At 67.9% G+C, this 25,756-nt stretch carries 25 protein-coding genes and 1 pseudogene; 14 read left to right on the top strand and 12 right to left on the bottom strand.

Annotated elements, in window-relative coordinates:
• Positions 1-74 precede the first annotated feature (74 nt).
• Together V8J39_RS22325 and V8J39_RS22320 are read left to right on the top strand one after the other, a co-directional pair.
• On the top strand, positions 75-590 hold the full coding sequence (locus V8J39_RS22325) for a MarR family winged helix-turn-helix transcriptional regulator (RefSeq protein ID WP_336463189.1): 516 nt from the start codon (positions 75-77) through the stop codon (positions 588-590).
• Complete coding sequence (locus tag V8J39_RS22320; protein ID WP_336463188.1) at positions 580-1,251, top strand: MBL fold metallo-hydrolase; 672 nt, start codon at positions 580-582, stop codon at positions 1,249-1,251. The genes V8J39_RS22325 and V8J39_RS22320 overlap by 11 nt, the downstream gene beginning before the upstream one ends.
• Before the next feature lie 272 nt (positions 1,252-1,523).
• Here V8J39_RS22320 and V8J39_RS22315 read toward each other — a convergent pair whose 3' ends face one another.
• On the bottom strand, positions 1,524-1,991 hold the full coding sequence (locus V8J39_RS22315; protein ID WP_336463187.1) for a DUF411 domain-containing protein: 468 nt from the start codon (positions 1,989-1,991) through the stop codon (positions 1,524-1,526).
• Positions 1,992-2,002: 11 nt separating this feature from the next.
• On the bottom strand, positions 2,003-4,288 hold the full coding sequence (locus tag V8J39_RS22310; RefSeq protein ID WP_336463186.1) for a heavy metal translocating P-type ATPase: 2,286 nt from the start codon (positions 4,286-4,288) through the stop codon (positions 2,003-2,005).
• A gap of 137 nt (positions 4,289-4,425) precedes the next feature.
• Here V8J39_RS22310 and V8J39_RS22305 point away from each other — a divergent pair, with 137 nt between their 5' ends.
• Positions 4,426-4,854 carry a MerR family transcriptional regulator gene (locus tag V8J39_RS22305; protein ID WP_336463185.1) on the top strand — a complete coding sequence of 143 codons (429 nt, stop codon included), beginning with the start codon at positions 4,426-4,428 and terminating at the stop codon, positions 4,852-4,854.
• Positions 4,854-5,177, top strand: a complete 324-nt coding sequence (locus V8J39_RS22300; protein WP_336463184.1) for a YnfA family protein — start codon at positions 4,854-4,856, stop codon at positions 5,175-5,177. Before V8J39_RS22305 ends, V8J39_RS22300 begins: the two co-directional genes overlap by 1 nt.
• A gap of 290 nt (positions 5,178-5,467) precedes the next feature.
• Here the strand turns inward: V8J39_RS22300 and V8J39_RS22295 are convergent.
• Positions 5,468-6,399 (bottom strand): annotated as a pseudogene (locus V8J39_RS22295) (IS5 family transposase).
• A gap of 145 nt (positions 6,400-6,544) precedes the next feature.
• On the opposite strand from V8J39_RS22295, the gene V8J39_RS22290 reads away from it, so the two are divergent.
• The 5 genes from V8J39_RS22290 (at position 6,545) to V8J39_RS22270 (ending at position 11,644) form a co-directional block, all read left to right on the top strand.
• A complete protein-coding gene (locus V8J39_RS22290; protein WP_336463183.1) occupies positions 6,545-7,471 on the top strand; it encodes a LysR family transcriptional regulator in 927 nt (308 codons plus the stop codon).
• Positions 7,472-7,588: 117 nt separating this feature from the next.
• Positions 7,589-9,088, top strand: coding sequence for a tripartite tricarboxylate transporter permease (locus V8J39_RS22285; RefSeq protein ID WP_336463182.1), 1,500 nt, complete (start codon positions 7,589-7,591; stop codon positions 9,086-9,088).
• A 74-nt stretch (positions 9,089-9,162) separates the two neighbouring features.
• Positions 9,163-10,179: a tripartite tricarboxylate transporter substrate binding protein gene (locus tag V8J39_RS22280; protein ID WP_336463181.1), complete on the top strand. Its 1,017-nt coding sequence runs from the start codon at positions 9,163-9,165 to the stop codon at positions 10,177-10,179.
• Complete coding sequence (locus tag V8J39_RS22275) at positions 10,176-10,655, top strand: tripartite tricarboxylate transporter TctB family protein (RefSeq protein ID WP_336463180.1); 480 nt, start codon at positions 10,176-10,178, stop codon at positions 10,653-10,655. The genes V8J39_RS22280 and V8J39_RS22275 overlap by 4 nt, the downstream gene beginning before the upstream one ends.
• Positions 10,656-10,750: 95 nt before the next feature.
• Positions 10,751-11,644: an NAD(P)-dependent oxidoreductase gene (locus V8J39_RS22270; RefSeq protein WP_336463179.1), complete on the top strand. Its 894-nt coding sequence runs from the start codon at positions 10,751-10,753 to the stop codon at positions 11,642-11,644.
• Between the two features lie 3 nt (positions 11,645-11,647).
• Here V8J39_RS22270 and V8J39_RS22265 read toward each other — a convergent pair whose 3' ends face one another.
• The 8 genes from V8J39_RS22265 to V8J39_RS22230 form a co-directional block, all read right to left on the bottom strand.
• Positions 11,648-12,811, bottom strand: a complete 1,164-nt coding sequence (locus V8J39_RS22265; protein ID WP_336463178.1) for a LysR substrate-binding domain-containing protein — start codon at positions 12,809-12,811, stop codon at positions 11,648-11,650.
• A gap of 83 nt (positions 12,812-12,894) precedes the next feature.
• Entirely contained in the window at positions 12,895-13,779 is an 885-nt protein-coding gene (locus tag V8J39_RS22260) for an amidohydrolase family protein (RefSeq protein ID WP_336463177.1), read from the bottom strand.
• Between the two features lie 8 nt (positions 13,780-13,787).
• The gene (locus V8J39_RS22255; RefSeq protein ID WP_336463176.1) at positions 13,788-15,722 is read right to left on the bottom strand and encodes a TRAP transporter permease; all 1,935 of its coding nucleotides are present in this window, start codon (positions 15,720-15,722) and stop codon (positions 13,788-13,790) included.
• Positions 15,723-15,739: 17 nt separating this feature from the next.
• Entirely contained in the window at positions 15,740-16,669 is a 930-nt protein-coding gene (locus tag V8J39_RS22250; RefSeq protein WP_336463175.1) for a TAXI family TRAP transporter solute-binding subunit, read from the bottom strand.
• 32 nt (positions 16,670-16,701) lie between these two features.
• Entirely contained in the window at positions 16,702-17,421 is a 720-nt protein-coding gene (locus V8J39_RS22245; RefSeq protein ID WP_336463174.1) for a TetR/AcrR family transcriptional regulator, read from the bottom strand.
• A 99-nt stretch (positions 17,422-17,520) separates the two neighbouring features.
• Positions 17,521-18,591, bottom strand: a complete 1,071-nt coding sequence (locus tag V8J39_RS22240) for a 4-oxalomesaconate tautomerase (RefSeq protein WP_336463173.1) — start codon at positions 18,589-18,591, stop codon at positions 17,521-17,523.
• Between the two features lie 56 nt (positions 18,592-18,647).
• A complete protein-coding gene (locus V8J39_RS22235) occupies positions 18,648-19,334 on the bottom strand; it encodes a 4-carboxy-4-hydroxy-2-oxoadipate aldolase/oxaloacetate decarboxylase (RefSeq protein ID WP_336463172.1) in 687 nt (228 codons plus the stop codon).
• Between the two features lie 108 nt (positions 19,335-19,442).
• Positions 19,443-20,177 (bottom strand): PIG-L deacetylase family protein, encoded by a 735-nt coding sequence (locus V8J39_RS22230; protein WP_336463171.1) that lies wholly within the window; start codon positions 20,175-20,177, stop codon positions 19,443-19,445.
• Between the two features lie 400 nt (positions 20,178-20,577).
• Here V8J39_RS22230 and V8J39_RS22225 point away from each other — a divergent pair, with 400 nt between their 5' ends.
• Both V8J39_RS22225 and V8J39_RS22220 read left to right on the top strand, forming a co-directional pair.
• Complete coding sequence (locus V8J39_RS22225; protein ID WP_336463170.1) at positions 20,578-20,784, top strand: MbcA/ParS/Xre antitoxin family protein; 207 nt, start codon at positions 20,578-20,580, stop codon at positions 20,782-20,784.
• A 323-nt stretch (positions 20,785-21,107) separates the two neighbouring features.
• Entirely contained in the window at positions 21,108-21,893 is a 786-nt protein-coding gene (locus V8J39_RS22220; RefSeq protein ID WP_336463169.1) for a hypothetical protein, read from the top strand.
• A gap of 605 nt (positions 21,894-22,498) precedes the next feature.
• Here V8J39_RS22220 and V8J39_RS22215 read toward each other — a convergent pair.
• The gene (locus V8J39_RS22215) at positions 22,499-22,684 is read right to left on the bottom strand and encodes a ribbon-helix-helix protein, CopG family (RefSeq protein WP_336463168.1); all 186 of its coding nucleotides are present in this window, start codon (positions 22,682-22,684) and stop codon (positions 22,499-22,501) included.
• Between the two features lie 128 nt (positions 22,685-22,812).
• Between V8J39_RS22215 and V8J39_RS22210 the strand changes: the two genes are divergently transcribed.
• The 3 genes from V8J39_RS22210 to V8J39_RS22200 all read left to right on the top strand — a co-directional run.
• Complete coding sequence (locus tag V8J39_RS22210; protein WP_336463167.1) at positions 22,813-23,349, top strand: hypothetical protein; 537 nt, start codon at positions 22,813-22,815, stop codon at positions 23,347-23,349.
• Between the two features lie 168 nt (positions 23,350-23,517).
• Positions 23,518-24,474 carry a GIY-YIG nuclease family protein gene (locus V8J39_RS22205; protein ID WP_336463166.1) on the top strand — a complete coding sequence of 319 codons (957 nt, stop codon included), beginning with the start codon at positions 23,518-23,520 and terminating at the stop codon, positions 24,472-24,474.
• Positions 24,475-24,532: 58 nt separating this feature from the next.
• On the top strand, positions 24,533-25,756 hold a 1,224-nt coding region (locus V8J39_RS22200), incomplete at its 3' end, for an AAA family ATPase (RefSeq protein WP_336463165.1).

Genomic DNA, 25,756 nt, shown 5'->3' with positions numbered 1-25,756 from the left:
GGGATCACCCTCATTGAAATTCGATAACCTCCTATTACATGATAGTTATCGAGTGATAGATATCAGGTAATGTCGTGAAAGAAGATGATACCGACAAGCGTTACGAGCTTGCTGACCTTGTCCACGCCATTGCGCGGCACCTTCCTGCCCCGACTAACCTCGAACCCGGTCCTTGCACCCCGGTCGAGATCAGTGTCATGCGTTTCGTCGGCAGAAATCCTGGCACCTCCGCCCGGGAGGCAGCCAACGCCTGTCGCCTGCCGTCGAGCAACTTCAGCCGAGTGCTCGGTGGGCTGGTGCAGAAAGGCCTGCTGGAGCGTCGACCTGCCAAGGAAGACAGGCGGGTCGTTCAGCTCCACCCGACCGCTCTGTCGCGGGAGAATGCTCAGCGCATGCGGCAGGCCTGGAGCGAAGCTTTATGCGGAGTGGCGCTGGAGCAGCCAACCGTAAAGGAAGTGGTGGAGGCCCTAGGTCGCATCGAGGCACACCTTGCCTCCAAGCCTGCGACTGCAGAGACCGCCACCCCTCTCAAGCCCGCGCCACACCTCGACAATGATGACCCCCAAAGGAGACCTACAGATGCTGGATGATCTCTACTGCGCTAAGGAGTCGGAGGTTCGGGGACCTTCGATCCGCGGACTTTACGGGACACCGACCGCACCGCTGCCGTTCCTTAGTGGCGTCGTCGTGCGCGCCTTCGTTCTGGAGCGCCCGCAGGGCAATGTCATTGTCTACAACGCTCCAGGCATCTGCGAGGCAGCGACTGAAATCGCGGCGCTAGGGCGGCCGAACATGCTTCTGCTCAACCATCACCATGAGGCGATGTACGGCAAGCCCGACCTTGAAGCACCAATCTGGATTCACGAGAGGGACCGCCCGATGGCAGACATGCCTATCAGCGATACCTTCTCCGAGCGGCACATGATCGATGACGATCTCGAACTCATTCCAACCCCCGGACACACGCCCGGAACCACGATGTTTCTATGGGACAACGGGGACAAACGCGTGCTTTTTCCGGGAGACTCCCTCTGGGTGCAGGGTGGCGAATGGAAGGCCGTTCTGCTCGGGGCCAGTGATCGTTCCGCCTACCTCGACAGCCTCGCTCTGCTGCGGGAGATCGAGTTCGATATCTTGGTTCCCTGGGGCGTCGAGGGCGGCGCGCCCTACGGCTACGAAGTCTCACGCGAAGAGGCCACGAGAAACCTGGAGAAGATCATGGCGCGCCTCAGACGAGGTGAGAATGCTTGATTGCGCAGCCGCTAAGGGCTCCGAAGCGGTCATGCGGCGCTGCGGCGCGTCGCACGATTGGCTTGGCAGAGCTGCACGACGCTTGCGGCCCTAACCCGACCTTGTGGCTGGACGACCTCGCTGCCGCGCAGATCCACCGAAACAGTCGTTCATGCGTCGCGCAGCATTTTTCTGCGGCCAAGGTACGCTGTGCGGACTTTCCTGACTTTCGCTGCGACTGCGCGGTGCGAGATTTGTGCCGTGGCCCCACGGCGATCCTGAGATCGGCGCCGTCAGGCAGCTTCGTAACTGGAGAAGATTTCCGTCCTGCCATCTCCGAGGATCAGGAACACGTCGTAGGCTTCCCGCTCATCCTCTGGCCCCATGCCCGGTGATCCGTAAGGCATCCCGGGCACGGCGAGACCGACGGCATCGGGGCGCTCGGATAGCAGCCGTCGAATGTCGGCCGTAGGCACGTGTCCTTCGATCATGTAGCCCTCGATTTCGCCGGTGTGGCAGGAGGTCATGTTCTGGGGGATGCCGTTCTCGAGCTTGTGCCGGATCAGGAGGGTGCCGAAACTGCGTTCGGTGGTGACCTTAAATCCGTTCTCTTTCAGGATCTCGATCCAAGCTGTGCAGCAGCCACAGTTCGGATCTTTCAGAACGTGGATCGCGGGAGAGCTTTGAGACAGTCCGGCGGTCGGTGCAGTCGCGACGAAGCAAGCGGCGGAGGCCATCACGGCGCGGCGGGTGAGGGTCATCAGGGTTCCTTTCAGGTCGTTGCGGCTGCGTGATCGGGTCGTGTCTCCGAGGTTAGACCGAGGTGCCCCGCAGGTTCAGCTGTGCCGGTGGGACGGAAGAACAGCAGCCGCAGGGCGTTCATCGTCACCAGCACGGTGGCGCCGGTATCCGCGAGGATTGCGATCCAAAGGCCGGTGATCCCGAGCACGGTAGTCACGAGGAATATCACCTTGAGGCCGAGCGCAATCGCGATGTTTTGGCGGATGTTCGACATGGTCGCACGGGAGAGGCGGATCTTGCCCGGCACATCGGTCACGCGGTTGCGCAGGATCGCCGCGTCGGCCGTCTCGAGCGCCACGTCGGTGCCCGAGCCCATGGCAACGCCAACATGCGCGGCGGCGAGCGCCGGCGCATCGTTGATCCCGTCGCCGATCATCATCACGCGGGCCTCCGTCGTCAGATCGCGGATCGCCGTCACCTTGTCCTCCGGCATCAGTTCCGAACGATGTTCGATCCCGAGCCCTTCAGCGATGGCTTGGGCCGTGCGCGGGTTGTCCCCCGTCAGCATGACCGAAGATATGCCGAGCCCGCGAAGTTGCGCGATAGCGTTCGCCGCATCGGCGCGCGGCTCGTCCCTGAGCGCGATGAGGCCCTGAGGCACGTCTTCGCGCAACACAATGACCACCGTCTTGCCCTCAACTTCCAGCGCCGCCACGCGGATCCGCAGGTCGTCCGTGAGTGCGCCGCGCTCGTTCGCCAGCCGTGGGGAGCCCACGCTGACGGTCACGCCGTCGATGAAGGCTTCCGCCCCCTTGCCGGGAAGCGCGCGGCAGCCGGTGGCCGTCGCCGCGCCCACGCCTCGCCGCTCGGCCTCGGCGCAGATCGCCTGTCCGAGCGGGTGGCTCGCGCCGCTCTCGACCCCGGCCGCAAGCGCCATGAGGTCGTCGCCGCTTCCACTCAACACAGAGACATCTGTCACGCGGGGCCTGCCATGTGTGAGCGTCCCGGTCTTATCGAAGGCGACATGGGTCGTGCGGGCCGCCGCCTCGATCACCGCGCCGCCCTTCATCAGCAGGCCATTGCGCGCTCCCGTGGACAGGGCCGAGGCAATCGAGGCTGGCACCGAGATCACCAGCGCACAGGGGCAGCCGATCAGCAGCAGCGCAAGCGCCCGGTAGATCCATTCACCCCAAGCCAGCCCGAAGGCCAGCGGCGGAACGATAGCGACGAGAACAGCGACCCCGACCACAGCGGGCATGTAGACCCGGCTGAACCTGTCGATGAAGCGCTCGGTGGGTGCGCGGGCGCTCTCGGCCTCTTCCACGAGGCGGACAATGCGGGAGATGGTGTTGTCCTCGGCCGACCTCAGCACCCGCACGCGCAGCAGAGCTTCGGTGTTGATCGACCCCGCGAAGACCTCCGCGCCCGGCTCCTTAAGGTTCGGGACGCTCTCGCCGGTCACTGGGCTCTCGTCGACACCCGACGTGCCCTCGATCACCTCGCCGTCGCAGGGCACGCGGTCACCGGGCCGGACTTGCACGACCTGACCTAACTGGAGCTTCTCGGCCACGACCTCCCGTGTCTTGCCTCCCACTTCGAGCCGTGCCGTCTTCGGCACGAGCTTCGAGAGGGCGCGAATACTGTCGCGCGCCTTGCTCGCAGAGACTCCTTCCAGAAGTTCGCCCACGGCGAAGAGGAAAACGACGAGCGCCGCCTCTTCCGGCTCACCGATGATCAGCGCGCCACCGGCGGCGATAGTCATCAGCATCTCGATGGTGAAGGGCATGCCGGCCCGCGTCATGGCGAAGGCGCGCTGCGCCACGGGCACAATCCCAACGAGTGTCGCCAGCACGAACGCCCAATGCGCGATCTCAGCCGGCAGGACGAGCCTTGACGCCCAAGCCGCCGCGAGCAATACGCCGGTGCCGAGCACGAGGCGACCCTTGGATGTCTTCAACCAGGAGGTCGGCGCGTCATCGGCAGGCCCAGTGATCTCCTCCGGCTCGCTGTCGATCTCCACGGCATCCGCCGCATCCGCAAAGGCGCCCTCCGGAAGGACAAAACCGCCCTTGGGCTTCTCTGGCCGCGCGCCCTTTGGTGCGATCCCGAAGCCGACGCCGCGCACGGCCTTCTCGATGTGCTCTGGCGGGGTCTGTGTCTCATCGAGCGTCAGTCGCAACCGCTCGGCCATCAGGGCGACATCGACACCTTCGACGCCAGGTAGACGCTCAACCGCGCCGCGCACCTTGGCAGCGCATGACCCGCAATCCATGCCTGTAACGCGCCATTCGCGTTGTCGTGTGCTGCCATCGGCCATACCGAACCTCCGTTGTGATTCTCAGTTGAACTTAGCTATGCGATCTACAGCCACTGTAGGTTCAAGCCTCGCGAGGAAGGTTTTCCGTATCTTTGGCCACGGGGGCCACGATGCTCTAACGAGCGAAGGAGATTCTTATGCTGTCCATTGGGACGCTGGCAAAGCGGACAGGCACCAAGGTGCAAACGATCCGCTATTACGAACAGATCGGTTTAATGCCCGAGCCCGGGCGCAGCGAGGGTGGTCAGCGCCGATACGGGGCAGCGGAACTCGACCGGCTCGCGTTTATCCGGCACTCTCGACAACTCGGCTTTTCGCTGGAGGCGATACGAGAACTCCTGGAACTCTCGGACAGCCCGGAAAGGTCCTGTGCGCAGGTCGATGCGGTCGCTCAGAAACAGCTACACGAGGTCGAGGCGCGCATCGCCCGGCTTGAGGCACTTCGGATGGAATTGCAACGGATGATCGGCGAGTGCAGGGCCGATCGGGTTGCCAACTGCCGCATCCTTGAGGTGCTACGCGACCACGAAGAGTGCCTCGCCGATCACGACCGGCCCGGCTCCTGATGCCGACCGTGTTGATCTATCCGCTCGCTGCGCTGGCCGAAATCGCCGGCTGCTTTGCAATCTGGGCCTGGTGGCGGGGCGCGTCGATCCTCTGGCTGCTGCCCGGGATTGTGAGCCTCGCGCTATTCGGCTGGCTTCTGGCGCAGGTCGAGGCCGGTTTCGCCGGTCGGACTTTTGCCGCTTACGGCGGCGTGTATATCACAGCGTCGCTTTTCTGGATGTGGAGCGCAGAGGGGCAGCGGCCTGACGTATGGGATATCGTCGGGGCCTGCCTGTGCCTGATCGGCGCCGCAGTGATCTTTCTCGCACCACGCGCAGGTTGATATGGGCTCGGAGCGGACCTGCGGCAGCGCGGCATGCCTGGTCGTCCAGACGAGTGACGTTGCAGGACGCGTCCGGCCCTTAGCGGCCGGTCGTCGGGTCCAGTTGCTGCGTGGCGGCGTTCCCGGAAGCGGCCATTCGACGCTAAGCGCAGAAATTCTACCGCCTGAAGTTCTGCCTACTGGGGAGGAGCTGCCGTTCGCAGGTGCGGCGACCGAAATCCTTACCGCCTCGGACAGGCGTTGTTGCGCTAATCGGCCGAAGGCCGATCTGCCCCTTTCCCGCTCTGTCTTCAGCCCACGGCAATGATCTCGGCGGTGCCGAGGGTGTTGTATCTGTTCATGATGGCGATGCGGATCTGGATCTCTGCGGTCTGCCGGTCGGGGTCACGCGAGGCGATGCGTTCGCCGAAGGCTTTCAGGCAATTCATACGTGCCTCGACCCGACTTCGGACGTGGTAGCCGACCGAACGTTTCCAGTTGGCTCGTCCCAGGCGTCGCGTCTCGTGCAGGATGTTGTTTCGGGCGCAGGGGCCGGGCAATCCTCTTTCCAGGGACGGCCATTCCTGCGGATCGGTATGAGCGCTTTGGCTCCCCGTGCGACGATCGCCCCATGGCATCCCCTGGTGTCATAGGCGCCGTCAGCCGCGACCGAACAGATCTCTTCATGCTCGGGAAGTTGCGCCAGAAGATCTGGCAGCATCGGGCTGTCGCCCTGCCGACTGGACGTGAATTCGACGGCTCGGACATCGCCGGTCTGCGCGTCCATGCCGATATGGACCTTGCGCCATTGCCTGCGGCGAGACCTACCATGCTTGCGTGCCTGCCACTCGCCATCACCGCGGAACTTGATGCCAGTGCTGTCCACCAGCAAGGTCACGGGGCCGTGCGGGCGGCGATAGGGGATCTGCACCGCAATCCGTGCCTGACGTCGGCACAGCGTGGAATAGTCCGGCACGGGCCAGTCCGGCCCCGCCATCTCGATCAGTCTGGCGACCAGCCCAGCCGTCTGCCGTAGCGGCAGGCCGAGCAATACCTTCAGCGTGAGGCAAGTTTGGATCGCGGCCTCCGAGAAGGTCTCTGGGTGACCGCGCTTGCCCGTCTTGGCCGCGTGCCAAGTCATCGTCGGGTCGAACCAGATCGAGAGAGATCGGCGGCGTCGCAGCGCTGCATTGTAGTCGGACCAGTTCGTCGTGCGGTAGCGCGGGGAAGAAGGCTTCGGCATGGCCCGAGGCTAACACTCAGGACTTACGACCTGAATCCGCCTCACCGATAAGTGCAACAACGCCTTCCCGATCCGTCCATGATCCGCCTCCCGTCCGTTCACCCCGCTTGAACCACGGAACGGACATTCGTAGAAACGGAATTAAATGAAGCTGAATTCGGAAAACCTGAACATAAACCTGCGTCACCTGCGGGCGATCCACGCGGTCGCGGCGCAGGGCAACTTTGCGCGCGCGGCGGCGGAGCTGGGCGTCGTGCCCTCGGCCCTGACCGAGACGGTGCGCCAGATCGAGCTGGCCCTCGGCGCTCCGCTCTTCGACCGCGCGCTTCGCCCGCCGCAGCCGACGCCGCTCGGCCTGTCGCTGCTTGAGGAGACGCAGCCGCTGCTCGACGGCCTCGACCGGGCCGTCGTTCGCGCGCGGGCTGCAGGCGGGTTGAGCGTGGGGCAACTGGCGATCGGGGCGGCCCCCTCGGCGATCTCCGGGCTGGTGGGTCCGACGCTGGCACGGTTCCGCGCCGCTCACCCGGCGATCCGCTGCCGCCTTCACGACGATCTGGGACAGAGGCTCGCGGACATGGTCGTCGAGGGCGCACTCGATCTCGCGGTCGCCGGACCGGCCCGCGACACGGCGGAGCTGAGCCAGCAGTTGATCGAGACCGACCCGATCGGCCTGGCCTGTCATGCCGATCATCCGCTGGCCGCGCGTGCGTCGGTGCGTCTGGAAGAGATCGATCCCGACCAGATGATCTCGCTCGACGACGAGACCGGCACGCGACGGCTCATCGAGTCGGAGCCCGCGGTGCCCGGGGAGCTGAAGCGCGGTGCCGTGCAATGCCATTCGACGGTCGCGCAGCTTTGCCTGATCCGCGCCGGGCTGGGGCTGGCCCTGCTGCCCGAGCGTGCCGTGGGACTGTTCGGCGACCCCGCCATCCGGTTCGTTCCCGTCGCGGACCTGTCGCTTCACCGCAGCCTCTATCTGCTGCAGCCGGCGCGGCGCGCGCGCTCGCATGTGGCGCAGGCGTTTGCCGGCTTCCTCGCCGAGTTCCGAAAGGGTTCTCGAAAGCCGCTATAGCGTCCGCTTATGGATTGATGGCCGGTTGTGAATTGGTTCCTCGGGCCGATCCCGCAATAAAGGCCCTCGCGGACAGGACGCCCGGAGGAGGCGCGTCCCGAGGCGGAGGAGCATCGCATGGACGGCATCGCGCAATCACTGGGCATCATCTTCAGTCTCGGGGGGCTGGGCGTGCTGTTCATCGGCGCGCTTCTGGGGATCGTCGTCGGCGCGCTTCCCGGGCTCGGCCCCTCGATCGGGCTGAGCCTGCTGATCCCCTTCACCTACTCGATGTCGCCCGAGCTCAGCATGCTGCTGATGATCTCGCTCTACGTCTCGGCCGAATACGGCGGCTCGATCAGCGCGATCCTTCTGTCGACGCCGGGAACCGCGGCGGCCGCCGCAACGGCGATCGATGGCTACGCGATGTCGCAGAAGGGCCGCGCGAACGAGGCGATCTCGATCTCGCTCACCGCCTCGACCATCGGCGGGATCCTGGGCGGGCTCGCGCTTCTTCTGTTGGCGATGCCGCTCGCGGCACTTGCGCTGAGCTTCGGTCCGGCGGGCTACTTCGCGGTCGGGCTCTTCGGCCTGACCTCGGTCGCGGCGCTGTCCGGCGGCTCGCTGATCAAGGGGCTGCTCTGCGCCGCGCTCGGCCTCGCGCTCGCGACCGTCGGCATCGACCCGATCGCCGGCACCCCGCGCTTCACCTTCGGTCATTTCGAGCTCTACGAGGGCGTGCCCTTCCTCGCCGCCCTGATCGGCCTCTTCGCGGTGTCCGAGGCCTTCGCCCTGGCCGAGAAGCATGCCCGCGGACAGGGCATGGACAAGTCCGGGGTCGGCCATGTCTTCATGTCGCTGGGGCTCTGGCGCGAGACATGGCGCTCGATGCTGTCCGGCTCGGTCATCGGCACGCTGCTCGGCATCCTGCCGGGCGTCGGCGGCAACATCGCCTGCTGGGTGGCGCGCGACTACGCCCGCGCCCGCTCCAAGGGGAGCGAGGCCTTCGGCGCGGGCGCGCCGAACGGCGTCGCCGCGCCCGAGGCGGCGAACAACGCGACCGTCGGCGGCGCGCTGGTGCCGATGCTGGCGCTCGGCGTGCCCGGCTCGCCCACCACCGCGATCATGATGGGGGCGCTGATCATGCACGGGCTGCATCCGGGGCCGCAGCTGTTCGCCGAGCAGCCGGCGCTGGTCTACGCGATCCTGCTGGGTGTCATCCTCGCGGCGGTGGTGCAGTACATCGTCGGCTCGATCTTCCTGCCGGTTCTCGCGCGCACCGTGCTGCTGCCCGACGGGGTGATCGCCGCCGGCATCCTCTGCTTCGCCGTGCTCGGGGCCTATGCGATCCGCAACCTGATGTTCGACGTCTGGCTGACGATGGGCTTCGGCGTGCTGGGCTACATGATGAAGAAATTCTCCTTCCCGGTCGCCCCGGTCATCCTCGCGATGGTGCTGGGCTACCTGATCGAGAGCAACTACCGCACGGCCCTCGTTTCTTCGCGCGGCGACTACACGGTCTTCGTGACCGATCCGATCAGCGTGCTGTTCCTGCTGCTGAGCCTTGCGAGCATCCTCGTTCCGATCTGGCGCGCCTGGGGCCCCCGCGGCCGGACCGCCCGGCGGGTTTCGGCCTGAGGGCCGTGCCGCACGGCCATGGTCGTCCGGCCACCAGATCCACCTATCACCGCATTCACACAGGGAGAGAGAGAATGCAGTCTTCGACCAACGCCGCCATGGGCCGGACATTCGGCGCGCGGATGCGCCGGGCGGTCTCGGCCGCCTGCCTGGCCGTCGCGGGCGTCGCGGCCGCCACCGCGATGTCGGCCAGCCCCGCCCGGGCCGAGTTCCCCGAAAAGCCGGTGACGCTGGTCGTGTGGTCCGGCGCGGGCGGAGCGCTGGACACCTATGGGCGCAAGCTTGCCGAACTGCTGGAGAAGGACGCGGGCTGGACCGTCAAGGTCGACAACCGTCCCGGCGGCAGCGGCGCGGTCGGCATGTCGCAGATCGCGACCCAGCCTGCCGACGGCTACAACATCCTCGTGCTGACCGGCACGCTGACCTTCGGCATCGCGCAGGGCCTCATCCCCTTCAAGGTCGATGACCTGCGGCTCCTGCGCGCCATGCAGTCCGAGCCGTCGTCGCTCGCGGTGCTGGCCGACAGTCCCTTCAAGTCGGTCGACGACTTCGTGGGCTACATGAAGGAGCATCCGAACGAGCTGCGCGTCGGCGGCCATTCCTCGGGCGGCTTTCACCAGTACATGCTCTATCAGCTGATGAAGCAGGGCGGCTTCGAAAGCGGCTGGGTGCCGCATGACGCCTCGGGCAAGGTGACGCTCGCGCTGCTGGGCAAGCACCTCGATGCGGCGATGATGACCCCCTCGACCGGCCTGTCGCAGGTCAAGAGCGGCGAGATCCGCCTTCTCGGCGTCACGACCGAAGAGCGCAGCCCGTTCCTTCCCGATGCGCCCACCTTCGCGGAACAGGGCTACGACCTGACCGGGGCCATCTGGCGCGGCATCGCGGTCAAGGCCGGAACGCCCGACGACGTGGTCGCCTCGATCCAGACCGCGATCGACAAGGTCACCGCCTCGGAGGACTGGAAGACCTTCCAGGAGCAGCAGTTCCAGGACAGCCCGGACTGGGCCGAGGAGGAATTCACCAAGCAGGTCAAGAAGGACCTCGAGGAACAGAGCGAGTTCCTCAAGGCGGCCGGGTTCGTGCAATGACGCACGCGCCCGCCAACCCGCGGCCGGCGCCGGGCCTCGCCAACCGCGCGGGCAACCTGGTGGCGGCGGGCCTCTGCCTCGCGGCGAGCGGCGGGTTTCTCGCCCTCGCCTGGCAACTGCCCGCCGGGCATTCGACGGGTGACGTCGGTCCGGCGGCGCTGCCCGTCCGGATCGGCATCGCGGGGGTGCTGCTGTCGCTGGCCTACATCGGGCTGACGCTTCGGGGAGCCTTCGCCGACGAGCGGGTCGACTTCACGGGCTTTCCGCGCGCGTTCTCGGTCTGCCTGGTGCTGGTCGCAGGCCTCGTGGCCGTGCAGTGGCTGGGCCTGGCGGTCGCGATCGGCGCTGTCGCCGGGCTGACCACCCTCGCCTTCGACGGCCGGCACCGGCTGCTGCGCGCCGGTCTGACCGGGGTCGCGCTCTGGGCGATCGCGCTCCTGCTGTTCGGCCGGCTTCTGGGCATTCCGCTGCCATAAGCGCCCGGCCCGGATGCCTTCCGGACCGGGCCTCCACCTCCCTGCCCGGCGCGCCGCGCCGCGTATCCCTGCCGCGACATCAAAGGACGGCCCCGATGGACACCCTTGCCCGCAACACCACCCCGCTCGCCTTCATCGGCTTCGGCGAGGCCGCAGAGGCCTTCGCGACCGGATGGGGCCCCGAGACCGCAGCGGGTGCCCGCGCCTATGACGAGAAGACTGGCGATGCGGCCGCGCAACCGCGTGCGCGTGCCGCGGCCAGTGGCGTCGCGCTTGACGAAACCCGCGCGGCGGCGCTCGACGGCGCGGGCGCGGTCTTCTGCCTCGTGACCGCCGACCGCGCAGTCGACGCAGCGGCGCAGGCAGCGCCCGTGCTTGCCCCCGGCGCGCTCTGGCTCGACGGCAACAGCTGCTCGCCCGGGGCGAAGCGGCGCGCGGCCGGGATCGTCGAGGCGGCGGGCGGGCGCTACGTCGACGTGGCGATCATGGCCCCCGTCTATCCCAAGATGCATCGGACGCCGCTGCTGATCGCCGGGCCCCATGCCGAAGCCGCGCTCGAACTGCTGAACGAGCTGGGGATGCAGGCCAGGATCGCCGGGCCCGAGATCGGCGAGGCCTCGGCCACCAAGATGATCCGCTCGGTGATGATCAAGGGCATGGAGGCCTTGACCGCGGAATGCCTGCTGGCGGCGCGGCGGGCCGGGATCGAGGACCGGATCCTCGGATCGCTGTCGACCTCGAACCCCGAGATCGACTGGCCGAAGCAGGCGGCCTACAACCTCGAGCGGATGATGGTCCATGGCCGCCGCCGCGCCGCCGAGATGCGCGAGGTCGCGATCACGCTGCAGGAGCTGGGACTGCCCGACGGGCTGGCCAGCGCGACCGCCGACTGGCAGCAGCTGATCGGCGACATGGTCCTGCCCGCGGGCGAGCCGGACTTCTCCCACCGGGCCGATGCGATCCTCGACCGGCTCGGCACCCGGGGCTGACCCTCAGGTCAGCCTGGCCGCCGTGGAATGCAGCAGCGCGATGAAGTCGCGCTGCGCCTGCGTTGGCTGCCAGTCCTCGCGCGTGGTGATCCCGATCGGCCGCATGGCGTTCGGCAGGGTCACGGGCACGATGGCCAGCGTGTCGGCCTCGACCTCGGCCTGCATGCGCGACAGCCCGCCGATATGGTCGCTGCCACGCAGGATCTCTCGCAGCATGATGACCGAGGACGTCTCGATCAGCTCGGGTGGCTGGCCATCGGCGAAGGCTGCGTCCAGCACAGCGCGCAGCGGGGTCGAGCGGCGCGGCAAAACCCACGGCAAGCGCGAGAGCGCGGCGAAATCCGGGGCCGGCCCGCCGATCAGCGGATGGTCCCGGCGCGCGACCACCACCACCTCGTCGTCGAAAAGCCGCTCCTGCGAGATATCGGGGATCGGGCTGGGCAGCCGCAGCGCGCCCAGCATCATGTCGATCTCACCCCGCCTCAAGCCGACGAGAAGTTCGTCGTAGCGCCCGTCGATGACCTCGAAGGGGAAATGCGGGCGCTTCTTGCGAAAAGCCAGCATCGCCGAGGGCAGCCAGCCCGAACGCGACAGCGGCAGCGCGCCGACGACGATCTTGCCGACCTCGCGCCCGTCAAGCGCGGCAAGGTCGGATTCGGCCTGCGCCAGTTCCGCCAGCGCAAGGCGCGTCGCCTGAGCCAGCGTGCGTGCCGCGCGGGTCGAGATCAGCCCGTGCAGCGTGCGCTGGAACAGCAGCGTTCCCGCCGCCGCCTCGAGCATCGTGGTCGAGCGGTGCACGGTCGGCTGGGCAAGGCCCAGCCGATGGGCCGCCAGGGTGAAGTTCTCGGTCTCTGTCACCGCGACCAGCGCGTTCAGCTGCTGCCAGGTCGCCTGCACCCGCAGCGCATGCCCCATGTCCCGCATCGCCGCGTCCAGCCGCTGGATCGCCCGGCCGGCGCGGTGCGCCAGAAGCGCGCCCGCCTCGGTCACGAACAGCCCCTGCGGACTGCGGTTGAACAGCTGGTGCCCGGTCAGCGTCGCAAGCTTGGCCATCGCCTGCGTCACGGCCGGCTGCGAGACATGGGACAGCTCTGCCGCCTGAGTCACCGAACAGGTCCGCGCGACGGCAAGGAACATCCTGAGATGGCGAATGCTGGCGGTCTGCACGATGTCACTTTCCCCAGAGCCGAACTCGCGGCTCCGGGCGCGATCATAGCGGGCGGCGCGCGGCACGCCAGCCGCATCCTCCCTCAGCCCTGCGTGGCCAGCTCCGGCCAGTAGAGCCGCGTCGGGTTGTCGACCAAAAGCTTGCGCAGGGCCTGCGGACCGGGCGCGATCCGCGCCAGCAGGTCGACCAGCGCCCCATCGTCGGGCATGTCCTTCTTGATGTTCGGATGCGGCCAGTCCGTGCCCCAGAGCACCCGGTCCGGGAACCGGGCGACGAGGTCGCGGGCGAAGGGCACCGCGTCGTCATAGGGGGGGCCGGCGCGGGTGATCCGCTCGGCCCCGCAGACCTTCACCCAGAACCGCGGATCCTCCATCAGTGCCAGCAGTTTGCCATAGGCCGGCTGGCCGAGCCCCTTCGACGCATCGACCCGGCCCATGTGGTCGATGACCAGCGTGAGGTCGATGCTTTGCAGCTCCGGCGCCAGGCGATCGAGCCGGTCGGCATCGAAATGCACGACCGCGTGCCAGCCCAGCGGCCGGATCCGTTCCGCAAGGGCCCGGACAGCGCCGATGTCGGCATCCTTGCCCAGATGGGTGACGAAGTTGAAGCGCAACCCCCTGACGCCGCCGCGGTCGAGCCGTGCGAGCTCGTCGTCGCTCACGTCGGGGCCGACCATGGCCACGCCCCGGCAGCTGCCCTGCGAGGCGGCGATCGCGTCCAGCATCGCGGCATTGTCGGTGCCGTGGCAGCTGGCCTGGACGAGCACGGTGCGCGACAGGCCGAGCTTGTCGTGCAGGGCCACCAGCGTCTCCCAGGGGGCATCGACGGGGGTGTAGGTACGCCCCGGCGCGAAGGGGAAGCGCGCGGCGGGACCGAAGACATGGCAATGCGCGTCGCAGGCCCCCGCGGGCAGCACGAGCTTCGGCGTAGAAGGGTTTGAGTGAAAAGGCAGATTCTCGTCGAGCATGTCGGACCTCAGGTCGAAAGGGGGGCGGGCCGCGCCGCGGCGGCGCAGCGAAGCGAGAGCAGGATCAGGAGCAGGAGGCCGAGGCCCCGCGCGCCGAGCGTCAGCGGATCGGTCGAAAGCACATCGGTCGGCCAGGCGAGCAGCAGCGCACCCAGCGCGAAACCGCCACGCACCGGGGGCGAAAGCGGCACGAGGCACCAGCCGGCGAAGGCCACGGTCAGCCCCAGCACGGCCGGCACCGCCAGCAGGATCGACACCGCGATCGACGCGCCCGAGCCCACCATCAGCAGCCCCGGCATGGACACGAAGAGGAACGGTACCAGCAGCTTGACGAAGCCCAGCCGCACCGCCTCGAACGCGGTGCGGTTCGCATCACCGCCCGAGATCGAGGCGGCGGCATAGGCCGCCAGCGCCACGGGCGGCGTGATCGCCGAGACGAGACCGTAGTAGAAGATGAACATGTGCGCGACGATCGGCGGCACGCCCAGCTTGGTCAGCGCCGGCGCGACCAGCACCGCAAGCAGCAGATACGCGGCAGAGGTCGGCAGCCCCATACCCAGCAGGAACGAGACGATCGCCGTCAGCAGCAGGATCACCATCACGTTGCCGCCCCCCAGATCGAGGATCAGCCCGGACAGCATCAGCCCCAGACCGGTGAGGTTCAGCACCCCGATCACCACACCCGCCGCCGCGACCGCCGCGACGATGGGCATGACCGAGATCAGGGTTTCGCGGCAGGTGAGGACAAGGTCGACGGGCCCGATGCGGGTATCGCGCCGCCAGGGCGACAGCGCGAGCGCCCCGAGGATCGCCCAGACCGCCGCCCGGACCGGCGTCATGCCCGCGACGAGGCAGCCAACCAGAAGCGCCAGCGGCAACAGCAGATAACCCCGCTCGCGCAGCGTCCGGCCCAACAGCGCAAGCCCCGCCTCGCGGTCGGGCTGAAGGCCCAGCCGGCCGGCCTCGAGCCAGACCGCCGCCATCAGCGCCAGCACGTAGAGAAGCCCAGGCACCAGCCCCGCAAGCGCGATCGTCGCGTATGGCACCCCGATGACCTCGGCCATCAGGAAGGCGGCCGCCCCCATCACCGGCGGCAGGATCTGCCCGGCCGAAGAGGCCGCGGCCTCGATCGCGCCGGCAAGCGTCGCGGAATAGCCGGTGCGCTTCATCAGCGGGATCGTGAAGGTGCCGGTGGTGACGACATTGGCGACCGCGCTGCCGTTGATCGTGCCCAGGAGCGCCGAGGACAGCGCCGCCGACAGCCCGGGGCCGCCGCGCATCCGCCCGGTCAGCCCGCGCGCGACATCGACGAAGACCTCGCCGGTGCCGATGCGCATCAGCAGCGATCCGAGCAGCGAGAAGAGGAAGATGTATTCCACGGCCACACCCATCGGCACGCCGTAGACGCCCTCGGTCGACAGCATCAGCGTCGAGGCGAGCCGGCGCAGGTCGTAGCCGCCGTGGCCATAGCGCCCCGGGATCAGGTAGCCGAACCAGGCATAGAGGAGCGCCGCCACCATCAGCGCGATCAGCGCCCAGCCGACACGGCGCTGCACCAGCACGAAGAGCCCGGCCATCAGCACGGCAAAGACCCAAAGATCCGCAGGCTTCGCCATCGCCCCGCGCATCACGATGTCAAGGTAGCTTGCCTGGATGTGCAGCCCCGGCACCAGCGCCAGGACAGCCAGCGCGTAGCACAGGATCCGCCCCACCGGGTTCGCGGTGGCGTATCCCACCATCGCGAGCCCGGCCGCGGCCATCATCGAGAAGAAGAGCGCACGCAGGATCAGCGCGGTGACAAGGCCGAAGTAGGCGCCCCAGATCACCAGCGCGGTCACCAGCGCCGCAAGGACCGCGACCCAGAGCGCGACGAGCGTCGCCTCGGGGCCCGAGCCGCGGCGGGCGCCCGGAAGCGCCAGCCTGTCGAAAAGGTCGCTCAGCACGGGTTCGCCTCCGGGTCTCAGGACTTGCCGTCGAAATAGGCCTTGGCACCGGGATGCAGCTCGACCGGCATCGGCGTCGCGCTCTCGACCGAAATCGCCTTGGCCTGCGGGTGCACCCCCGACAGCTCGTCGAGATGGTCGAAGATCGCGGCGGCGATCGCCTGAACCGTCGCCGGATCGACCTCGGTGCCGGCGAACAGGGTCGCGGGATCGTTGATCGCAGCCACCGCCGTGTCCTGCCCCTTGTATGTGCCCGCCGGGATCTCTGCCGGCTGGTAGTAGGGATAGTTTGCGAACAGATCGCTCAACCGGTCGGGATCGATCGGCAGGAGCACCATGTCCTCCTGCGTCGCGAGGTCGATCAGCGAGGCGGTCGGCGCCCCGGCCAGCACCACGGTCGCGTCCAGCGTGCCGTTCCCCAGCGCCGCGACGCCCTCGGTATAGGACAGGAACTGGGCCTTGCTCGGATCGAAGACGCCGTAGGCATCGAGCAGCCGCTGCGCCAGAACCGCCGCGTTCGAGCCGGGCGGGCCGAGGTTGATGCGCTTGCCCTTCAGGTCCTCGAACCCGGCGATGCCGGTGCCGGCGATCGTCGCGACCTGCAGCACCGCCGGGTAGAGCGAGGCGATGCCCTGCACCGCCTGCTTGTCGCCGTCGAAGGCCCCCGTCCCCGTCGCCGCCTCGTAGAGCGTCGAGGAGGAGGAGAAGCCGATCTGCATCTGCCCTGCGGCCACGCGGCGCAGGTTCTCGACCGAGGCGCCGGTGACCTCGGCCCGCGCGGTCATGCCCTCGGCATGCTTGTTGATGACATCGGCGACACCCGCGCCGATGACGTAGAACAGCCCGCCGGTGCCGCCGGTGCCGATCGAGATGCGCTCTTCTGCAGAGACACAGGTTCCAAGGCCGCCGGCCAGAGCGGCCGCGGCAAGCATCAGTCCAATTCTCACGGTATCCTCCCGTAAATTCCTAGTGTTCGGGCTCAGCCCTGCAGCACCGCTTCCTCTGGCGGCGGCATCAGGGCCATCAGGCTGGCATGGGTCGATCTGACGATCATGCCGATGGCCGTTTCGTGGTCGGCCCCGCTGGTCCGACCGTCCGAGAGGCGGTCGATCCGGTCGGGGTTGATGAGCGTGTAGTAGAGCGCGCCAAGCAGGAACTGGCATTGCCAGACCACCGCTTCGCGCGACGCGCCCGGCAGGCAGGCGCAGATCGCGTCGATGAACTGCCGCGTCGTCGCGTCGAAGGCCTCGGCGATGATGCGGCGGGCCTCGGGATCGCCCTCGGCCGACAGCACGGCACGCATGCGCGTGAAGCGCGCGCCGCCGTGGATCGTGTCGTCGGACGAGGTGAAGGCCGGCAGCAGATAGGCCCGCAGGATCGCCGTCAGCCGCGCGGATGCCTCGTCGATCCGCTGCGCCTCTCCAAGCAGCTCCAACCGCCGCGCGTTCATCGGACGGGTGCAGCGCTCGTAGATCTCACCCAGAAGCGACAGCTTGTCGACGTGGTGATAGGCCACCGTCGAGACCGCAACGCCGCTCTCGCGCGCGATCTCGCGCAGCGACACCGCGCCATATCCCTGCTCCGAGAAGAGCTTCATCGCCGCATCGACGATCTGGTCGGCGCGGTCCCGTTGCCGGGGGCCGCCACCGCGGGACCGTTCCGACACGCGGATCTCGTCGTGGCTGGTCTGCTGCGCCATGGGTCCTCCTGTCTCTCCGATCGAGACTACCAAGAATCAGGACGGTAGCACAGCCTTTTCGGACAGGTGTTCGAAATGATCTGACATGGGCCCCAAGTGTCACGCGGCGGGGAAGACGAGACCGTCGAAAAGCTTGCGCGCCGTGCGCATCGTGCCGGCCCCGACCACGGCACCGTGCCCGTCCAGGCGGATCAGGACCTCGGCCGCACCCGTCGGATGCTCGACAAGAAAGCGACCGTCTTCAGGCAGTTGCGCCAGATCGGCGGCAGGCGATCCCTCCAGCGTGCAGGCGGTCGCGACGCTGACGGCGGCGAAGACGCCGATCGTGGCGTGGCAGCGATGGGGAATGAAGCTGCGGGTCGAGATCGTTCCCCCCGCCCCGGGGGGCGAGACCAGGGTCATCTTCGGCACCGACTTCTCGCGCACGTCTCCAAGGTTCATCATCGGCCCGACCTCGAGCCGGATCGCCTCAATCCGCGCCTTGAGCGCCTCGTCCGCTTCCAGCGCCTCGCGCGTCTCGCGCCCTGTCAGCCCGAAATCCGAGGCGCGCAGGATCGCGCAGGGCATGCCGTTGTCGATCAGCGTGACGTCGACGCCTTGCACACGGTCCACCGCGCGCCCCGTGGGCAGAAGCGCGCCACACATCGACCCGGCGGTGTTGGTGAACATCAGGGGCACCGCGGCATGGCTGCCGGGAACGCCATCGATCCGCGTCTCGCCGCGGTAGCTCACCCGCCCGCCCGGCGTCTGCACCGTCGCGACCGCGACCTCTCCGGTGTTGCGCATGTGGATGCGCACCTCGGTCTCGTCGCCCCGCGCCGCGACCAGCCCGCGCTCGATCGCGGCGGGGCCGACCCCGGCCAGGATGTTGCCGCAGCCCTGCGCATCCGACACCAGCGCCTGATCGACGAAGACCTGCAGGAACAGATAGTCAACATCCGCATCGGGCCGGCTCGACGGCGACAGCACCGCGACCTTCGAGGTCAGCGGGTCCGCCCCGCCGATCCCGTCGATCTGGCGCGGGTCTGGGCTGCCCATCACCGCCAGCAGCAGCCGGTCCAGCGCTGCCCGATCCCCGGGCAGGTCCGACGCCAGGAAATACGCCCCCTTCGAGGTGCCGCCCCGCATCCACAGACAGGCGATGCCCCCGTCATCGTTCGAAATCGTCATGCGCCCCTCCCCCGGACCCGCTAGATTCGCAGGGCCAGCGCCCTGCCCTTCCCCGCTCAGATGTAGACCAGACCCTTCTCGGCAAGCCGCGGGCGCATGTCGTAGATGTCGAGCCCGAGCTCGCCCGCCGCGAGGCGCTTGCGCTTGGCCTCCTCGCCGGCTTCGCGCTTCTGCGCCGCCGCCAGCACCACGGCCGCATCGGCACGGCGCACGACACAGACGCCGTCGTCATCCGCGACCACGATGTCGCCCGCCTCGATGTTCTGACCCGCACAGACGATCGGCACGTTGACTGATCCGAGCGTCTCCTTGACGGTGCCTTGGGCCGAGATCGCCTTGGACCAGACAGGGAAGCCCATCTGCGTCAGGTCGCGCACGTCGCGCACGCCCGCGTCGATGATCAGCCCGCGGCAGCCGCGCGCCATGGCCGAGGTCGCCAAAAGATCGCCGAAATAGCCGTTGTCGCAAGGCGAGGTCGGTGCGAGCACCAGAACGTCGCCTTCCTGCAGTTGCTCGATCGCGACATGAAGCATCCAGTTGTCGCCCGGCGCGGCCGAGATTGTGACGGCCGAACCGGCGATCCGCGCACCAGCGTAGATCGGGCGCATCTGGCTGTGCAGGCAGCCGATGCGACCCTGCGCCTCGTGCACGGTGGCGACGCCGGCCGCGGCGAGCCCCTCGATCACCGACCGCTCGGCGCGCTCGATGTTGCGGATGACGACGTTCTGGTTGGGACCGGACATGGCGGCTCCTGTGTCTGTGCCGGCGTGGTGCCGTGAATTTCGTAGGTGTCGAAGGCCTGCGACGGGGCGGGCGGCCTCAGCTGCACGGGGCCGCCCTGCCCCGCCGGCTCACAGCTCGTCGACGGTGCGCGGGAAGATCGACTGGAAGCCCTCGGCATACCTGCAGTCGCGGCCGCCGGACTGGCCGCCCGAGTTGCGTTTGAAGTGGTTGGCGCGGTTGATGGCGACCCGGGTGTAGAACTCCCACAGGTGCTCCTGGCCCTCCATGCATTCGATCGCGGCGCGCTTGCGTTCCCAGACCGGCGTGATGTCGAGGAAGGTGTCCGGCTTCCAGCCCATCTGCTCGGTCTGGTGCGGCTCGAACAGGTAGAGCTGCGGCGCCCCCAGCACCTTCTGGCCCGGATTGTGGCCCCAGGCCTGCGCGATCATCCGGCATTCCAGCGCGACCTGGGTCGCATACATGTGGTCGGTGTTGTAGGGGTCGTACTGCGAATGCGACAGCATGAACGAGGGCTGCACGTCGCGGATCACGTCCACCAGCCGGTTCTTGTCGTCGCGCGTCAGTTCGAGCGGGTAATCCCCGAGATCGAGACAGACGAGGTCGTGCACCCCCAGCGCCTCGCCCGCCCGTTCGGCCTCGGCCCGCCGGGCGTCCTTGACCTGCTGCAGCGTCATGCCCGGCTGTTTCCAAAGCTTCGCGCTCTCGCCGCGCTCACCGAAGGACAGGCACGCCACGGTGACCTTGTAGCCCATCGAGGCATGCAGCGCGATCGCGCCACCGCAGCGCCAGACGAAATCGGCGGCATGGGCCGAGATGACCAGGGCGGTCTTGGATTGTGTCACGGTGTCCTCCTGAGCAAAGCTTGCGTCGAGAGATCGCCCGCCTTGGCCCGCATCTCAATTTAGATCGAGCGCTCAGGGCATTAGTTTCTGCTATAGGACGGCACCACGGCCGATGCGCTGGCATAGGTGGCCACCGTTTTCCGGCGAGGATTGCGGCGCGACAAAGCTTGCCAGATGATCGGGCCGCCGCCTGATCGCTGCATCCCGCAAATCCTTGGACTGGCGGACCTCAGCCGAGACCCTCCGCGCGAACGTCATTCGCCACAGCTGTCAGACACAAAAACGTTCACGCCGTCCGAAGTCGATTTGGGCCGACGCATCCGATCGCCGCGACGGCGCCCCTCCGCGCCTGAGGCGACATCCTTTGACTTCGCACGAAGTTGGGTCCAGTCTCGAGTTCATGATCGATGCTCAGGACATCAGTATCGAATGCATTCGCGCGCAGGCGGCTGCGGTCTTGGGATCGCCGCAGACGGCCGAGGAGTGGCTCGCAGAACCCACTCTGGCATTGGGCTGCCGCAGTCCTGCGACCTTTCTCGAGACGGCCGAAGGATTCCAGACGGTCTCGGACCTGCTCGTGAGGATGGAGTTCGGCGTCTACATCTGAGCCATCCCGCGCTAACATGCCCCCACGGGCGAAGCCGGTTCGCTATTGATGGGATGCGAGGCACCTACAGCGTGGCAGTAGGCCCCCAGCATGATTGGCCAGCAAGGCACCAGCCCAGTGAATGATCCTGATCGAAGCTTGATGCCGCGGACTGCCGAGCCCGAACACAATCGCCGACAGCTGCCGCCAGCGAACGCGTCGCATTGCACTGAGGGCCCCTACACCTCCGGCCACCCAAACATGTGGATTACGCGAACCTTGCTGCGACACCCGGGGCAAACGTGATTATTAATACTGTCGGCCCCAAAAGAAGGAATGCCGACATGAAGACGCCGCCGCTGCAGGTCTCGAGCGAGACCGTCACCTCCATCCGCAAGATGCTGACCGCACTGCCGCCGAAGCCGAAAACCGCCCTCACCGCGCGCGAGACGGTGCACACCTTGGCGGACGACATCCGCACCGCCCTCGGGCGCGGCTACAGCCACGCGGACATCGCGGAGCGCCTCGCCACCAGCGGCATGAAGATCACCGCCGGAACACTGGCGAGCTACCTGCGCGAGTTGAAGACGAGCGACCGCAAGCTGGCGCGCCGCCCCGGCCGCATGCACGAAGCGGCGGTGCCGGACGCGCTCGACGCAGACGGCGCGGGTGACGGGACGACTGCACCCGCGTGCGGCTGCGGCCGCTCGCAGACGGACGCAGGACTGCGCCCGGAAGCGCCGAGTGCCGACGAGCTCTCCGAACCGCAGCCCGGCGAGGGTGCCCCGGCTGCGGCTCGCGAGCTGAGCGGGATCTCCGGCGACGCTCGGCCCGAACGCCCTGGCGGCTCTGCCACCAATGCCGGGGCGGCGACATCGCTTGCGCAGAGCACCTCCGCGGCGACGGCCGCGGCATGCCAGGTGGATGAAGCCGCAGACCGCACAGAGGAACCGGATGATCCCTTCTTTGCTCGGGACCATGCCGGCGGAATGCTCATCGACAGGCCTCGTGGCGTCGGCGCAGAGAGCCAGCGCGATCGGGTCGCGACCGTGCCCTCCCACCAGACACGGCAGGGTCCGATCAGCGAGCGCAGCAGTCCGGACAAGCCTTGGACCGCGCAGACGCACTGAAACCGCGCCCTGCGGTCGGCTCGGCATCCCTCGCCCCGGCACGGAAGCATGCGCCTCGGTCCGGGCAGGTCGAAGAGGCCTCGGGCATCGGGGAGCCCCCGCCTGCCTGACAGCGCCACCCCCATGCGTGCCGAGCCGGTTCCCTCGGCCAGGCGGGTCATCTGGGTTGCTGACGTCTTGGGCGACAGGCGGGTCGTGGCTCTTGCCAGCACCGCCGGGGCGAGCCGCGCCAATCATGCCGGGTTCGCGGCTGGCCTGCCGGATGCACCAGACGCCAAAAGCGTCGTGCCAGTCCGCCGCCTGAGGTCCGATCGCAGCATCGGCCCTCGCCCCTGCCATATTATCGGGCCGACGGGCGTTGCGCGCTCTACCTGCCCGATAATATGGACTGAGTGACCCCAGCCCATTTTATCGGGCAGCTGACGACAGGCGAAAAGGTCAACGTTTCTTGGGGCGTGGGCGACTTAAGGAAGTTCGGTCCTCCTGATCGGCCATGAGATCACCTGACCTCTAGATGAAGCCCCAACGCCCCACAGCCACCCTGCCAGGCCTGGCCCTCAGTCTCCTCCGAGAACGCCCGACATCCATCATCGGCGGCCTTGATCTCAGACCTGCACGCCGCGTTCAGCGAGCCACTCCGACACGATCCGCCGAACGAGCTCCGGTCGCGTCGGGAGATCCTCGACGTCGCGGCGAGCCTCATCGAGTGCGCGGATCATATCGCGGGACATGCGTATCATGACCGGCTCGGTGTCCGCCGGAGGGCGGCCCATCTTTTTCTTCTCTGCCATGCTGAATCTTCCATTCGATGGATTGACTTTATGATTACAGCATTACATGATTAACGAACGAGAGCAAGGCATCTCACCTCCTCGCCCTCGTTCTGACCAAGACCCATCTCGTCAACGGAGATCGACCAATGGCTACGCTCACCGCTACCACCATCACGCCCGGCTCGGAAGGGCGCTACGTCCCCTCGCCGATCTCGATCGCCTTCTCGGCGCTGCTCGGCACGCTTGCGCTGCACATCGAGGCCGAGCGCGACATCGAGGATGTCGACATCTGGGACCCGGCCTTCGCCAACTGGCTGCGCGACGCCGAGGAGATCCAGACCAGGCTGTCGCGCCAGGTCCTCGCGCTGACCGATGCCGAGGAGACCCGCGACGAGGACGAGCCCCTGCGGCGGATGGCGATGCTGATCGAGGGCATGACCGGATCCGAAGAACCCGGGACCTACCAGCGTCTGCATCCGATGGTCGTCCACTACGAGCACCTGTTCCGCTGCGAGGGCGGCTCCGCCACCGCGCTGCGCGTCGACCGGATGCTGCTGACGGCGGCGCAGCGACTCGAGACGATGGCCTCGCTCGACATCTACCTGCCCGACACGCTCTCCCCGGCGATCACCGGGCTGCTCGAGGCCGATACGGTCAGCGCGCCCAAGCTGCCGCGCGCGTGACGCCGGCCTGACCCCTCCCTGACAGCTCGCCGAACCGGTCCCTGCCCCGCGTCCCCACGCGGGAGCCAGACCCCGGCCATCCGAACCGCGCCCGCATCCCATGCCAGCGCGCCGGCACCCCCATGCCTGAACGGATCGCCCGCATCCTCTTCCAGGAGCCCTATGCCCATGACCAAGATCCCCCTGCCCCACACGCTCACCATCAACGGCGAGATCCTCCCCATCCTCGACATGCCGCTCACCCCGAGCTGGATCGACATCGCCCATGACAAGGGGTTCGAGATCACCGCACGGGTCCGCGACCGCTTCCACCTTGCCTTGCGCTGTCACACCTGCGCGGCCCTCAGCGTCTCGAAGATCTTCACGCTGCGGACGGCCCAGCCGCTCTGCCCGAACTGCCTCGAGAGCGCGTGGCGGACCGAGGCCGAAGCCGCGGGCCTGACCTGGCTGCACCGCGATCCCGACGACCGGCACTACGGCCATTACCGCATGCCCTGCGGCCACGCGGCCCGCCGACAGTTCGAGCTGGTCGGCCGCGCCGCCCGCGGCGAAACCGGCCTCAGATGCGAGACCTGCCACGACGCCAAGGAGGCCGCCGAGGCGCAGGCGCATGGCTGGGAGCTGGTCGGCGCGGACCCTGACAAGGACCCGAACTACCGGATCTACACTCATGTCGGAGAAGGCCCCGAACGCTGCGGCCATCGCCAGCGGATCGCCCGCGCGAACATGCAGTCCCAGCGGGTGCAGTGCACGTCCTGCAGCACCGGATGGTCCGCCTCGCCAAGCTGGATCTACGCGATGCGGATCCGCCACCCGGACGGGGCCGAGTTCGTGAAGCTCGGCTACAGCCGCAATCCGCATTCGCGGCTGCACTACCAGCTGAAGCGCCGGCCCGACCTCGACGCCGAGATCCTGCGCCGGATCCCGGTCCGCACCGGCCACCGGGCGTTGCAGATCGAGAAGCGCATGCACCGCAAGCTGCGCCAGCATTCGCCCGAGGCCGTCGTCGCGCCCGAGCGCTACCGCGACGTCCTGCGCGTCGGGTCGGAAATCTACGACGCCCGCCTCGGCCCGGTGATCCTGCAGATGCTGGACGCCCTCGAGAGCTCCGGGCTCACCCGCTGACGGGAACAGATGCCCCCACAATTCAGAAGATGCCCCGAGACAGAGAGTGAGACTGCCCATGCCCGAACAAACCTCCCTTCCCCCACCGATCTGGCTGCCGCTCGCGGAAAGCGCCATCGCACGCCTGCGCCGGCACGAGCCGCTGCGCGGCACCGACAAGGATAACGACAAGGATGCCAATGAAGATGGAAGCGACCGCCCGCCTTACCAGCTGACACCCCGCGGCCGCCTGCTGACCGAGATGCTTGTGACCAGCGGCGCCATCGACCGCCATCACCCAGACGACCGCGCGGCTCTGCGCAAGAGCGGGGCCGATCCCGAGGCGGTGGACCTCGCCTCGGGCGCGCATCGCCCGGCGGTCTGGGTGCATCCGCACCGGCTGCTGCTCGCGATCCGGATCGCGGCGCTGATCGGCAGTCAGGCGGATCTGGCTCGGTGGCTCGCCCCGGGCGCGGTGACGATCCTCGCCGGGATCGACGACGCAGGCACATTGAAGAAGCTGCTGCGCCAGGCCTTCCTGCCAGAGACCTGGCGGGCGAGCCGCTATCAGGACGACGGCGATCCGACGAAGCCGACGCTCTTCGTGGCCGCGCCCGAGGTCCAGGGCACGGGCCACGTGACGACTCCCGCAGAGGCCCGCTTCACCGCCGCCATCGGTCGCGTGCTGGAAGAGGCCGGCCCGGTGCTGATCACCCTGCCCTCCGGCTACAGGATCCCGAACAAGGTCGCAGTGCTTCTCCCCCCGGTTCAGGATCTTCCCGATCTCGACACCGATATCCTGATTACGCTGCTCCGGCACACCCATTCCGCAACGGGCCGCATCGACGAGGCCAGGGTGCGTGCGGCCCTGCCCGATGACGCCGCGCTCAGCACTCTCACGCCCGGCGCATTGCAGATCGCACTGCGCGCCGAGACCGCACACACCGTGGCCGAACGCATCGCGCAGCTCCTGCGGAACTCCGCGCCGACCGCTCCGCGATCCGGGCCCGATCTCGACGCCATGACCGGCACATCGCAGGCGCTGACCACCGCGCGGCGGATGGTGAGCGACCTGCAGGGCTGGCAGCGCGGCGAGGTCGCCTGGTCCGAGCTGAGCCGCTCGCTCCTCCTCTACGGCCCGCCCGGGACGGGCAAGACATGGCTCGCGCAGGCCATGGCGAATGCCGCCGGGATCAGCTGCGTCCAGGCTTCCTATGGCGAGTGGCAGGCGGCCGGACATCTCGGAGACCTCCTGCGCGAGATGCGCAGATCCTTCGAGCATGCCCGCGAGACCGCGCCCTGC

The organism is Frigidibacter sp. MR17.24, assembly GCF_037095655.1.
Lineage (GTDB): Bacteria > Pseudomonadota > Alphaproteobacteria > Rhodobacterales > Rhodobacteraceae > Frigidibacter.
The sequence above is the reverse complement of the archived record's forward strand: the minus strand, read 5'-3'. Positions and strand labels throughout refer to the sequence as shown.